Source organism: Pseudomonas sp. CF161 (assembly GCF_000416215.1).
Lineage (GTDB): Bacteria > Pseudomonadota > Gammaproteobacteria > Pseudomonadales > Pseudomonadaceae > Aquipseudomonas.
This window is the reverse complement of the sequence record NZ_ATLP01000080.1, coordinates 1-12,574: the sequence shown is the minus strand read 5'-3', so window position 1 is coordinate 12,574 and position 12,574 is coordinate 1. Positions and strand designations below refer to the sequence as shown.

Below are 12,574 nucleotides of genomic sequence, written 5' to 3'. Positions count from 1 at the left end.
CCACTGGAGAGAACGGAATGTCTTCCCTGCTTCGCGCAACCTTGATCGTCCTGGCGCTGCTGACCACGGTGTCCTGCACCAGCAAACGCATGTACACCCCGAACCGCATCATCCCGGCGACCATCAGCGCCGACCAGGACCAGGTCAAGCAGGCCATCCTGAAAAACCTGGTGGCCCGCAAGTGGGAGGTGCAGCGCATCAGCCCCGGCCTGATCCAGGCGCAGATCACCGTGCGCCAGGAATTCCATGCCGAGATCGACATCGAGTACTCGGCCAGCTTCTACAAGATCGTCTACCGCGACAGCCGTGACCTGGACTACAAGGACGGCAAGATCCACAAGAACTACATCCGCTGGGTGCGCCTGCTGGACAAGGGCATCCTGCGCGAGCTGCGTGACAACCAGAACGAACGGACCGCGCAACAGCTGTCCGACGCGGCCCAGGCCACCCCTGCACCGAACTGACCTGTAGCCGTCGCCCCGGGGCGGCGGCTGCACCTTTGTGCTTTGCCCCCCCTTAGACGTCAAGGAGACCACCATGCAATTCAAGACTCTGGCCGCGGCCGCCACTCTGCTGCTCGCGACCCTGCCCGGCATCAGCCAGGCCCGTGACACCGCGCTGTACCTGCCCTTCGACAAAGTCGTCGCCGAAGCCATCGCCACCGGCAAGATCGACGGCAGCGTCAAGTTCTACCTGGCCGGCAACAAGCCAGCGGGCAAGGTCTCGGTCATCAGCCCGGGCGCCGTGACCAACAAGAAAACCAACGCCTTCAACAAATCTGACGAAGTGGCCTGCGAATGGGCCCTGCAGTCGGCGCTGATCACCCTGCACCAGGCGGCGAAAAAAGTCGGCGCCAATGCCGTGACCGACATCGCCAGCTTCTACAAAAGCAACGAACGCAAAGACGCCAAGACCTACGAGTGCCACGCCGGCGCCGTCATGGCCGGCGTAGCGTTGCGCGGCGACCTGGCCAAAGTGCAATAAGCCACGCCCCCGCCACATCCAGGGCGCCTCAGGGCGCCCTTTCTATTGCTGCCGCCGCCCATAGCTACGGCGAATCCGAGGGCCAGCGCAGCCTCGGGCCTCGGCAGCGGCGACGGCGCGGGGTAAATCCCGGTCTACACTCGCAACAGCAGGCTGACCCATTGCAGCCCGCGCGAACTGCGAGGTGACCGTCACGGCGTTTGTCCAGACGCATTCCGGGCCGGCGGATGATCGCGGTTCTCCTTCAACGTCAAGGAGCTGACCATGCCTATCAAAGCCCTGTTCGCCGTTGCCCTGCTCAGCCTGCTGCCCGACACCGGGCACGCCACCAACCTGCTCTACATGCCCTTCGAAAAGGTCGTGGCCGATGCGATCCGCGCCGGACGCCTGGACGGCAGCGTGCAGTTCTACCTGGCCGGCAACCAGCCGGCGGGGCCGATGCGGCTGCTGGTGAGCGACGTCGCCACCAACAAAAAGACCAACGGCTTCAACAAGAGCGACAACGACGCCTGCGAATGGGTGCTGCAATCGGCGTTGATCACCTTGCAGGCCGCTGCCAAGAAGGCCGGGGCCAACGCCGTGACCAACATCGTCAGTTACTACAAGCACCACGTGCGCAAAGACCTCAACACCTACGAGTGCCATGCCGGGGTGCTGATGGCCGGCGTGGCCTTGCGCGGCGACCTGGTGCGCCTGCAATAACCTGCTGGCCGGTGCTCAGGGCCGTCCTCCCAGGCTCTCGGTCTTGCGTGTGAGCAATTCGACAAAGGCCTTGGCCATCGGCGAAGCCTGATCGGTGCGCTGTACCAGCCACACCGCCGACACCGCTTCCGGGTCCAGCAACCGGCGATAGACCACGCCGTCGATGCGCATGCGCTGGTACGACGCCGGCAACACCGAAACCCCAAGCCCGGCCGCCACCAGGCCGATGATGGTCATGGCCTCGCCCGCCTCCTGGGCAAAGTGCGGGGTGAACCCGGCATCACGGGCCAGGCTCAGCAGTTGCGCGTACAGGCCGCTGCCATAACTGCGCGGGAAGAACACAAACGGCTCATGGGCCAGCGCCGACAACGGCAGGCCCTCCTCGCTGCCGGCCACCAGCGGGTGCTTGGCACTGAGGACCGCCACCAGCGGCTCGCGCAGCAACTCCACCACGCTCAATGAGTCAGGCAGCGGCAAGGGGCGCATCAGGCCGACCTGGATCGACTGGTCCACCAACGCATCCGCCACCTGGGTGCTGCTCATCTCCCGCAGGTTGAGGTGCACCGCCGGGAAGCGCTGGCGAAAGGCGAAGATCGCCTGGGGGATAGTGGAATTGAAGGGGGCCGACGAGGTGAACCCGATCTTCAGTTCCCCCAACTCCCCCCGTTGCGCACGGCGGGCCACATCGGCGGCTTTATCCACCTGAGCCAGGACCAGCCGTGCTTCTTCGAGAAACAGCCGCCCGGCCTCGCTGAGCTCGACCCGACGGTTGGTGCGCTCGAACAGCCGCGCCCCGACTTCCTGTTCCAGTGCCTGGATCTGCTGGCTCAACGGGGGTTGGGAGATCCCCAGGGCCTGGGCGGCGCGGCCGAAATGCAGCTCTTCAGCCACCGCGATGAAGTAGCGCAGATGACGCAATTCCATAAAGACTCCATTAGGTCGCACAAGCTATCAAACAGGTCGAACAATATATTGGAAAGAATCATTAGCCAGCTATATGCTTTTTTCCATTGCCTGACCGGCTGCGCTTCCCCCTGAGGTCCCCGTGAAATCTGCCGTTGCTCCACTTGCCCAAGAAACACCCGCTCCCGCCCTCGACGACGTTCTTCCTCCGCGCAGTGACACTTACATCGAACACGGCACGCCGATGTTCATGCGTACTGTGCTGGCCCTGTTTGCCGGCGGCTTCGCCACCTTTGCCCTGCTGTACTGCGTGCAACCGATGATGCCGCTGCTGTCCAAAGAGTTTTCCATCAATGCGGCCCAGAGCAGCCTGATCCTGTCCGTCGCCACCGGCATGCTCGCGGTCGGCTTGCTGATCACCGGTCCGATCTCCGACCGTATCGGCCGCAAACCAGTGATGGTCGCGGCGCTGCTGGCCGCGGCCGCCTGCACCATGGCCAGCGCCCTGATGCCAAGCTGGCAGGGAGTGCTGGTGATGCGCGCGCTGGTGGGGCTGTCGCTGAGCGGCCTGGCAGCGGTGGCCATGACCTACCTGAGCGAAGAGATTCACCCGCAGCACATCGGCCTGGCCATGGGCCTGTACATCGGCGGCAACGCCATCGGCGGCATGAGCGGGCGGCTGATCGTCGGGGTCCTGATCGACTTCGTCAGCTGGCACACGGCGATGCTGGTGATCGGCGGGTTGTCGCTGATCGCTGCGGCGGTGTTCTGGAAGATCCTCCCCGAATCACGCAACTTCCGCGCCCGCTCGCTGCACCCGCGCAGCCTGCTGGACGGCTTCACCATGCACTTTCGCGACGCCGGCCTGCCGTGGCTGTTCCTTGAGGGCTTCCTGCTGATGGGGGCCTTTGTGACCCTGTTCAACTACATCGGCTACCGCCTGCTGGCCGAGCCGTATCACATGAGCCAGGCGCTGGTCGGCCTGCTGTCGGTGGTTTACCTGTCGGGCATCTACAGCTCGGCAAAAATCGGCGCCCTGGCCGACCGCCTCGGCCGGCGCCGCGTGCTCTGGGGCACCATAGTGCTGATGTTGGCGGGCATCGCCCTGACCTTGCTGCACCCCCTGGCGCTGGTGCTGGCGGGCATGCTGTTGTTCACCTTCGGCTTCTTCGGCGCGCACTCGGTGGCCAGCAGCTGGATCGGCCGCCGCGCCCTCAAGGCCAAGGGCCAGGCCTCGTCGCTGTACCTGTTCAGCTACTACGCCGGCTCCAGCATCGCCGGCACCGCCGGCGGGGTGTTCTGGCACCTGGGGGGCTGGAATGGGATCGGGCTGTTTATCGGGGCGTTGCTGGTGGGCGCGCTGCTGATTGCCATCAAGCTGTCGAAATTGCCACCGCTGGCCACCCAGTGATCTGAAACGCCCATGCCGGCGATCGGTTTCGGCGCGTAGAGCACCGAACCCGATCGCCGGCATGGGCGACTGCATCTGAGAATGCGCGGCGAGTTACTGGACGATTTCCACCAGGTCGACATCGATCTCGCGCTTCATCAGGCCTTTCTCGACTTCACCGGTCAGCTTGACCTGGGTCTTCTCGTTGAACGCCACGGGCGGCAGGTCCTCGTCATCGATCTCGACGGTGATGGTGCCGCTGGCATCCTTGAATTCGTACTTGTCGTCATTGTTCAGCTTCTTGGTCACGTGGCCCTGCAACACCACCGGGGTGTCGTCTGCGGCCTCGTTGGCGGCGGCAACGGTGGTGACTGCGTGCGCACCCGGGCCGGTATAACCGACAGCCAGGGCAGCGGTGCTGAACAGCGGAGCAAGCAACAGAACGAGGTAACGGGTTTTCATGGCAGTGATCCAGTGTGGGTTTCAATGGAGCCAGGTTAACCAGTGAGGCTGAATTGAAACTTAATCCGCCGATCGGTTTGCCCCGCCCATAAAAAAGCCCGGCACTGGCCGGGCATTTTTAAGCGGAGGACGCTTACTCGTGGTACTGCGCCGACAGCTCATGCACCGCACGCAGGAAGGCACCGGCGTGTTCCGGATCGACTTCCGGAGTGATGCCGTGGCCGAGATTGAATACGTGGCCAGTGCCTTTGCCATAGCTGGCGAGAATGCGCCCGACTTCAGTGCGGATCGCTTCCGGGTTGGCGTAGAGCACGGTCGGGTCCATGTTGCCTTGCAAGGCGACTTTGTTGCCGACGCGCTCGCGGGCGTTGCCGATATCGCAGGTCCAGTCCAGGCCCAGGGCATCGGCGCCCGCGTCGGCGATGCTTTCCAGCCACAGGCCGCCGCCTTTGGTGAACAGGATCACCGGAACCTTGCGCCCCTCGTGCTCGCGGATCAGGCCGCTGACGATCTTGCGCATATAGGCCAGGGAGAACTCCTGATAGGCCGCCGCCGAGAGGCTGCCGCCCCAGCTGTCGAAGATCTGCACCGCTTGCGCGCCGGCCATGATCTGGCCGTTGAGGTAGGACGTCACCGACTGCGCGAGCTTGTCCAGCAGCAAGTGCATGGCTTGAGGGTTTTCGTAAAGCATGGCTTTGGATTTGCGGAAGTCTTTCGACGAGCCGCCTTCGACCATGTAGGTGGCCAGGGTCCAGGGGCTGCCGGAGAAACCGATCAGCGGTACACGGCCATTGAGCTCGCGACGAATGGTGCTGACCGCATCCATCACATAACCCAGGTCCTTGTGCGGGTCCGGAATCGGCAGGGCTTCGATATCGGCCAGGGTGCTGACGACTTTCTTGAAGCGCGGACCTTCGCCGGTTTCAAAATACAGGCCTTGGCCCATGGCGTCGGGGATGGTCAGGATGTCGGAGAACAGAATCGCCGCATCCAGCTGCGGATAGCGGTCCAGAGGCTGCATCGTGACTTCGCAAGCGAACTCCGGGTTCATGCACAGGCTCATGAAGTCACCGGCCTTGGCACGGCTGGCGCGGTATTCAGGCAGGTAGCGCCCAGCCTGACGCATCATCCACACCGGGGTGACGTCTACGGGTTGCTTGAGCAGGGCACGAAGGAAACGGTCGTTCTTCAGGGCAGTCATGTCGGCATCCGGAAAAAAAGTGGGGGCATTTTCTCAGAGCGCGACGCAGAAAGACAGCGGGGGAGCAGCGGCAAGCGGCAAGCTACAAGCCGCAAGCTGAAAGCACTGATGCCCTCAACTTGTCGCTTGCAGCTTGAAGCTTGCCGCTGGCGTCGTCAGACGCCCAGGTAGTCGAGGATGCCTTCGGCGGCGTTGCGCCCTTCGAAGATCGCCGTCACCACCAGGTCGGAGCCGCGCACCATATCGCCACCGGCGAAGATTTTCGGGTTGCTGGTCTGGTGCTTGTACTGGCCTTGTTCCGGGGCCACGACGCGGCCCTGGCTGTCGGTCTGGATGCTGAACTGCTCGAACCAGGGTGCCGGGCTCGGGCGGAAACCGAAGGCGATGACCACGGCGTCGGCCGGGATGATCTCTTCGGAACCCGGGATCGGCTCGGGGCTGCGGCGGCCACGGGCATCCGGCGCGCCGAGACGGGTCTCGACCACCTTCACGCCTTCGACCTTGTCTTCGCCGACAATGGCGATCGGCTGGCGGTTGTAGAGGAACTTCACCCCTTCTTCCTTGGCGTTTTTCACTTCCTTGCGCGAGCCCGGCATGTTCGCTTCGTCACGACGATAGGCGCAGGTCACCGACTTGGCGCCCTGGCGGATCGAGGTGCGGTTGCAGTCCATCGCCGTGTCGCCGCCGCCCAGGACCACCACCCTCTTGCCTTTCATGTCGACGAAATCTTCCGGCGACTTTTCAAAGCCCAGGTTGCGGTTGACGTTGGCGATCAGGAAGTCGAGCGCGTCATGCACGCCTGGCAGGTCTTCACCGGCAAAACCGCCTTTCATGTAGGTGTAGGTGCCCATGCCCATGAACACGGCATCGTATTCGGCGAGCAGTTGCTCCATGGTCACGTCCTTGCCCACCTCGGTGTTGAGGCGGAACTCGATGCCCATGCCGGTGAAGACTTCGCGGCGATTGCTCAGCACGGTCTTTTCCAGCTTGAACTCGGGGATGCCAAAGGTCAGCAGACCGCCGATTTCCGGGTTCTTGTCGAACACCACCGGGGTCACACCGCCGCGCACCAGTACGTCGGCGCAGCCCAGGCCCGCCGGGCCTGCGCCGATGATCGCGACGCGCTTGCCGGTCGGCTTGACCTTGGACATGTCCGGACGCCAGCCCATGGCGAAGGCGGTGTCGGTGATGTACTTCTCCACCGAACCGATGGTCACCGCGCCAAAACCGTCGTTAAGGGTGCAGGCACCCTCGCATAGCCGATCCTGCGGGCACACGCGGCCGCAGACTTCCGGCAGGGTATTGGTCTGGTGCGACAGCTCGGCGGCCTGGAGGATGTTGCCCTCGGCCACCAACTTCAGCCAGTTGGGAATGAAGTTGTGCACCGGGCACTTCCATTCGCAATACGGGTTGCCGCAACCCAGGCAGCGGTGGGCCTGGTCGGCCGAATGCTGGGGTTTGAACGGTTCGTAGATTTCCACGAACTCTTTCTTGCGTTGACGCAACAGTTTCTTCTTCGGGTCTTTACGCCCGACTTCGATGAATTGGAAGTCGTTATTCAGACGTTCGGCCATCTTCAAAACCTCTATACAGCAGCTGCAAGCTCTAAGCTGCCAGCCGCAAGTCGATCACTTATGCCCGGCAAACCTCTAGCTGCGTCACTTGCAGCTTGAGGCTTGCCACTTGCAGCTGCTTTATTGCGGGTTGGCACGAGTACTGGTGAGCAGAGATTTCAAGCTCGCTGCCTTGGGTTTGACCAGCCAGAAACGACGCAAGTAGTCATCGAGGTTCTCGGCGAGGTTACGCCCCCACTCGCTGTCGGTTTCCGCGACGTACTCGTCCAGAACACGTTGCAGGTGGCTGCGATAGGCTTCCATCGCTTCGCCGCTGATCCGCTGGATTTCCACCAGTTCGTGGTTGACCCGGTCAACGAAGGTGTTGTCCTGGTCGAGCACGTAGGCGAACCCGCCGGTCATGCCGGAGCCGAAGTTGTAACCGGTCTTGCCCAGTACGCAGACGAAACCACCGGTCATGTATTCGCAGCAGTGATCGCCCGTGCCTTCAACCACGGTGTGGGCACCGGAGTTGCGCACCGCGAACCGCTCGCCGGCCGTACCTGCGGCAAACAGCTTGCCGCCTGTGGCGCCGTACAGACAGGTGTTGCCGATAATTGCGCTGTCCTGAGTCTTGTACACGCTGCCCTTGGGCGGAACGATCACCAGCTTGCCGCCGGTCATGCCCTTGCCCACGTAGTCGTTGGCGTCGCCTTCCAGGTACATGTTCAAGCCACCGGCGTTCCACACGCCAAAGCTCTGGCCGGCGGTGCCCTTGAAGCGGAACGTGATCGGCGCCTTGGCCATGCCCTGGTTGCCGTGGAGCTTGGCGATTTCACCGGAGATCCGCGCACCGATCGAACGGTCGCAGTTGCAGATATCCAGGGCAAAATCGGCGCCGCTGAGGTCATTGATGGCCGACCTCGCCATGTCGACCATTTTCTCGGCCAGCAGGCCTTTGTCGAACGGCGGGTTGCGGTCCACCTGGCAGAACTGCGGTTTGTCGGCCGGGATGTGATCACTGCCCAGCAACGGCGTCAGGTCCAGGTGTTGCTGCTTGGCGGTCTGGCCTTCGAGGATTTCCAGCAGATCGGTACGCCCGATCAGCTCTTCGAGGGAGCGCACGCCGAGCTTGGCCAGCCACTCGCGGGTTTCTTCGGCGACGTAGGTGAAGAAGTTCACCACCATGTCGACGGTGCCGATGTAGTGATCCTTGCGCAGCTTCTCGTTCTGCGTCGCCACGCCGGTGGCGCAGTTGTTCAGGTGGCAGATGCGCAGGTATTTGCAGCCCAGGGCGATCATTGGCGCGGTGCCGAAGCCGAAGCTTTCGGCGCCGAGGATCGCCGCCTTGATCACGTCGAGGCCGGTTTTCAGGCCGCCGTCGGTCTGCACCCGGACCTTGCCGCGCAGGTCGTTGCCGCGCAGGGTCTGGTGGGTTTCCGCCAGGCCCAGCTCCCATGGAGCGCCCGCGTACTTGATCGACGTCAGCGGCGAAGCACCGGTGCCGCCGTCGTAGCCGGAGATGGTGATCAGGTCGGCATAGGCCTTGGCCACGCCAGCGGCGATGGTGCCAACGCCGGCTTCCGCCACCAGCTTGACCGAGACCAGCGCCTGGGGATTGACCTGCTTCAGGTCGAAAATCAGCTGCGACAAGTCTTCGATGGAATAGATGTCGTGGTGCGGCGGTGGCGAGATCAGGGTCACGCCCGGAACCGCATAGCGCAGCTTGGCGATCAGGCCGTTGACCTTGCCGCCTGGCAGTTGGCCGCCTTCACCGGGCTTGGCACCCTGGGCCACCTTGATCTGCAGCACTTCGGCGTTGACCAGGTACTCCGGGGTGACACCAAAACGACCGGTGGCCACTTGCTTGATTTTCGAGCTCTTGATGGTGCCGTAACGCGCCGGGTCTTCGCCGCCTTCACCGGAGTTGGAACGCGCACCCAGGCGGTTCATGGCTTCGGCCAGGGCTTCGTGGGCCTCGGGCGACAGTGCGCCAAGGGAGATCCCGGCGGAGTCGAAGCGCTTGAGCACCGACTCCAGGGGCTCGACTTCGCTGAGGTCGAGCGCGGTATCCAGGGTCTTGACCTTGAACAGGTCGCGGATCATCGACACCGGGCGGTTGTCCACCAGCGCCGTGTATTCCTTGAACTTGGCGTAGTCGCCCTGCTGCACAGCGGCCTGCAGGGTGTTGACCACGTCCGGGTTGTAGGCGTGGTATTCGCCACCGTGGACGAACTTCAGCAAACCGCCCTGCTGGATGGCCTTGCGTGGGCTCCAGGCTTCGGCAGCCAGGGCTTTCTGCTCGGCTTCGATGTCGACAAAGCGCGCACCCTTGATCCGGCTCGGTACACCACGGAAGCTCAGCTCGCAGACTTCTTCAGACAGGCCGATGGCCTCGAACAACTGCGCACCGCGGTACGACGTGATGGTCGAGATACCCATTTTCGACAGGATCTTGAGCAGGCCCTTGGTGATGCCCTTGCGGTAGTTCTTGAACACCTCGTAGAGGTCGCCCAGCACTTCACCGGTGCGGATCAGGTCGCCCAGCACTTCGTAGGCCAGGAACGGGTAGACCGCCGAGGCGCCAAACCCGATCAATACCGCGAAGTGGTGCGGATCGCGGGCAGTGGCGGTTTCGACCAGGATGTTGGAGTCGCAACGCAGGCCCTTTTCGGTCAGGCGGTGGTGCACCGCGCCGGTGGCCAGGGAGGCGTGGATCGGCAGCTTGCCCGGTGCGATATGGCGGTCGCTGAGGACGATCTGGGTGCGGCCGGAGCGTACGGCTTCTTCAGCCTGATCGGCCACGTTGCGGATCGCCGCTTCCAGGCCAAGGCTTTCGTCGTAGTTCAGATCGATGATCTGCCGCTCGAAGCCCGGGCGGTCGAGGTTCATCAGCGAGCGCCACTTGGCCGGGGAAATGACCGGCGAGCTGAGGATCACGCGCGAGGCGTGTTCCGGCGACTCCTGGAAGATGTTGCGCTCGGCACCGAGGCAGATCTCCAGCGACATGACGATGGCTTCACGCAGCGGGTCGATCGGCGGGTTGGTGACCTGGGCGAACTGCTGGCGGAAATAGTCGTACGGCGTGCGCACGCGCTGGGACAGCACGGCCATCGGCGTATCGTCGCCCATGGAGCCGACCGCTTCGTAGCCCTGCTCGCCCAATGGACGCAGCACCTGGTCGCGCTCTTCGAACGTGACCTGGTACATCTTCATGTACTGCTTGAGCTGGTCGACATCGTAGAAGGCCGAACCGTGGTCGTTGTCTTCCATGGTCGCCTGGATGCGCAGGGCGTTCTTGCGCAGCCATTGCTTGTACGGATGACGGGACTTCAAGCGGTTGTCGATGGCGTCGGTGTCGAGGATCTGCCCGGTTTCGGTGTCCACGGCAAAGATCTGACCCGGGCCGACACGGCCCTTGGCAATCACGTCTTCAGGCTGGTAGTTCCAGACACCGATTTCCGACGCCAGGGTGATGAAACCGTTCTTGGTGGTGACCCAGCGCGCCGGGCGCAGGCCGTTACGGTCGAGCAGGCACACGGCATAACGGCCGTCGGTCATGACCACGCCGGCCGGACCGTCCCACGGCTCCATGTGCATCGAGTTGTACTCGTAGAACGCACGCAGATCCGGGTCCATGGTCTCGACGTTCTGCCACGCTGGCGGAATGATCATCCGCACGCCACGGAACAGGTCGATGCCGCCGGTGACCATCAGCTCCAGCATGTTGTCCATGCTGGAAGAGTCGGAACCCACGCGGTTGACCAGCGGGCCGAGTTCTTCGAGGTCCGGGATCAGGTCGTTGGCGAACTTGGTGCGACGGGCCTGGGCCCAGTTGCGGTTGCCGGTGATGGTGTTGATCTCGCCGTTGTGGGCGAGGAAGCGGAATGGCTGGGCCAGCGGCCATTTCGGCAGGGTGTTGGTGGAGAAGCGCTGGTGGAACACGCAGATTGCGGTCTGCAGGCGCGGGTCACCCAGGTCTGGATAGAAGGCGGCCAGGTCGGCCGGCATCATCAGGCCTTTATAGATGATGGTCTTGTGGGAAAAGCTGCAGATGTAGTGGTCGGTGTCGGCGGCGTTGGCCACCGAGGAGCGACGACGGGAGCTGAACAGCTTGATCGCGAAATCCTGATCGCTCAAGGACTCGCCACCGATGAACACTTGTTCGATCTGCGGCAGGCGCTCCAGGGCCAGGCGGCCGAGCACGCTGGTATCGATTGGCACTTTGCGCCAGCCGATCAATTGCAGGCCGGCAGCCAGGATCTCGCGGTTCATGTTCTCGCGAGCAGCCTGGGCTTTTACCGGATCCTGGTTGAAGAACACCATGCCCACGGCGTACTGCTTGGGCAGGTCATTGCCGAAGTGTTCCTTGGCGATCGCGCGCAGGAACAGATCGGGCTTTTGCATCAGCAGACCGCAACCGTCGCCGGTCTTGCCGTCTGCGTTGATCCCACCGCGGTGGGTCATGCAGGTCAGGGCCTCAATGGCCGTTTGCAACAGGGTATGACTGGGTTCGCCCTGCATATGGGCTATCAGGCCGAAACCACAGTTATCCTTGAATTCATCTGGTTGGTACAGACCTGCTTTCATAGACACTTTCTCACCAGGCTGCCTCTTGTTTGAGGCAAATTTCTTTTCAATTCAACCCGTTACCATCCGCGCCGAACGTACGCCAGCTTTGCGGGGGCAAAAGGGAGGTCATTGTACACACCGACACAGACGCTCACAAATTTGGCGACGAAATGTCGCAAATCTATGTCGCATTTATGAAAGGTTTAAAGCGATACGCTGTGCTAGTCAAAACTTTTTTAATGTTGACCACTACGACTCAAAAGCCACTGTGACGCAGACACCACAAGGCACGCGGCCTGGAAGGCAGCATGCCCGTGTGATTTTTTTTGAGGTGCCGGGAGAGGCGGCCTGGGTAAGGCCGCCGAATCTTCAGCGAGTTGTTGCCAGTTCTTGTTGGACGCTGGCGACAGTGCGAGGCCAAGGTTTACCAGCCTGAACCTTCGCTGGCAAGGCTTTGATGGCGTTTACAGCGGCATCACGGCTGGAGAAGTTGCCGTAAGTGATCACGTAAAGTGGCTTGCCGTTGAGCACTTTCTTGAAATAACGGTACTCGCCGCCCTGCTCCTTGACGAAGCTCTGGGCTGCGGTTTCCGAGCTGGTGCCGAGGATCTGCACCACGTAGTTGCCCGGCGCCTGGCCGGCGTACCAGCTGCCACCGGCGGCCTTGGCCACCACCACTGGTTTCTCGGCAGGTTTGGCAGGCGCAGCCGGTTTGGCGGCGACGACCGGCTTCTCTGCGGGCTTGGCTGCAGGTTTGGCGGTGGCGACCTGAGTCGGTGCTGGGGTCGGACGCGCGGCCGGGGTCGG

General features: G+C 62.7%; 10 protein-coding genes. 4 read left to right on the top strand and 6 right to left on the bottom strand.

All coding sequences use genetic code 11. The features are described from left to right. Window positions 1-17: 17 nt before the first annotated feature. The 3 genes from CF161_RS14890 to CF161_RS14880 all read left to right on the top strand — a co-directional run bounded on the left by CF161_RS14890 (window position 18) and on the right by CF161_RS14880 (window position 1,686). On the top strand, window positions 18-464 hold the full coding sequence (locus tag CF161_RS14890) for a hypothetical protein (RefSeq protein WP_020297417.1): 447 nt from the start codon (window positions 18-20) through the stop codon (window positions 462-464). 73 nt (window positions 465-537) lie between these two features. Continuing rightward, entirely contained in the window at window positions 538-984 is a 447-nt protein-coding gene (locus tag CF161_RS14885; RefSeq protein WP_020297416.1) for a hypothetical protein, read from the top strand. A 264-nt stretch (window positions 985-1,248) separates the two neighbouring features. Beyond that, the gene (locus tag CF161_RS14880; protein ID WP_020297415.1) at window positions 1,249-1,686 is read left to right on the top strand and encodes a hypothetical protein; all 438 of its coding nucleotides are present in this window, start codon (window positions 1,249-1,251) and stop codon (window positions 1,684-1,686) included. A 15-nt stretch (window positions 1,687-1,701) separates the two neighbouring features. Here the strand turns inward: CF161_RS14880 and CF161_RS14875 are convergent, their stop codons facing one another. Next, window positions 1,702-2,610, bottom strand: a complete 909-nt coding sequence (locus CF161_RS14875) for a LysR family transcriptional regulator (protein ID WP_020297414.1) — start codon at window positions 2,608-2,610, stop codon at window positions 1,702-1,704. A gap of 121 nt (window positions 2,611-2,731) precedes the next feature. On the opposite strand from CF161_RS14875, the gene CF161_RS14870 reads away from it, so the two are divergent. Further along, window positions 2,732-4,000, top strand: a complete 1,269-nt coding sequence (locus CF161_RS14870) for an MFS transporter (RefSeq protein ID WP_043229504.1) — start codon at window positions 2,732-2,734, stop codon at window positions 3,998-4,000. A 93-nt stretch (window positions 4,001-4,093) separates the two neighbouring features. Here CF161_RS14870 and CF161_RS14865 read toward each other — a convergent pair whose 3' ends face one another. The 5 genes from CF161_RS14865 to CF161_RS14845 form a co-directional block, all read right to left on the bottom strand. Continuing rightward, the gene (locus CF161_RS14865; RefSeq protein WP_020297412.1) at window positions 4,094-4,441 is read right to left on the bottom strand and encodes a YgiW/YdeI family stress tolerance OB fold protein; all 348 of its coding nucleotides are present in this window, start codon (window positions 4,439-4,441) and stop codon (window positions 4,094-4,096) included. Between the two features lie 133 nt (window positions 4,442-4,574). Then, entirely contained in the window at window positions 4,575-5,642 is a 1,068-nt protein-coding gene (gene hemE, locus CF161_RS14860) for a uroporphyrinogen decarboxylase (protein ID WP_020297411.1), read from the bottom strand. A 155-nt stretch (window positions 5,643-5,797) separates the two neighbouring features. Further along, the gene (locus CF161_RS14855) at window positions 5,798-7,216 is read right to left on the bottom strand and encodes an FAD-dependent oxidoreductase (RefSeq protein WP_020297410.1); all 1,419 of its coding nucleotides are present in this window, start codon (window positions 7,214-7,216) and stop codon (window positions 5,798-5,800) included. Between the two features lie 120 nt (window positions 7,217-7,336). Beyond that, window positions 7,337-11,785 carry a glutamate synthase large subunit gene (gene gltB / locus CF161_RS14850; RefSeq protein ID WP_020297409.1) on the bottom strand — a complete coding sequence of 1,483 codons (4,449 nt, stop codon included), beginning with the start codon at window positions 11,783-11,785 and terminating at the stop codon, window positions 7,337-7,339. A 351-nt stretch (window positions 11,786-12,136) separates the two neighbouring features. Then, the coding region (locus CF161_RS14845; protein WP_020297408.1) for an SPOR domain-containing protein at window positions 12,137-12,574 on the bottom strand (438 nt) is incomplete at its 5' end.

Coding starts and splice junctions, on each gene's coding strand:
- CF161_RS14890 (WP_020297417.1), top strand. CDS start 18: ATGTCTTCCCTGCTTCGCGCAACCTTGATCGTCCTGGCGCTGCTGACC.
- CF161_RS14885 (WP_020297416.1), top strand. CDS start 538: ATGCAATTCAAGACTCTGGCCGCGGCCGCCACTCTGCTGCTCGCGACC.
- CF161_RS14880 (WP_020297415.1), top strand. CDS start 1,249: ATGCCTATCAAAGCCCTGTTCGCCGTTGCCCTGCTCAGCCTGCTGCCC.
- CF161_RS14875 (WP_020297414.1), bottom strand. CDS start 2,610: ATGGAATTGCGTCATCTGCGCTACTTCATCGCGGTGGCTGAAGAGCTG.
- CF161_RS14865 (WP_020297412.1), bottom strand. CDS start 4,441: ATGAAAACCCGTTACCTCGTTCTGTTGCTTGCTCCGCTGTTCAGCACC.
- hemE (WP_020297411.1), bottom strand. CDS start 5,642: ATGACTGCCCTGAAGAACGACCGTTTCCTTCGTGCCCTGCTCAAGCAA.
- CF161_RS14855 (WP_020297410.1), bottom strand. CDS start 7,216: ATGGCCGAACGTCTGAATAACGACTTCCAATTCATCGAAGTCGGGCGT.
- gltB (WP_020297409.1), bottom strand. CDS start 11,785: ATGAAAGCAGGTCTGTACCAACCAGATGAATTCAAGGATAACTGTGGT.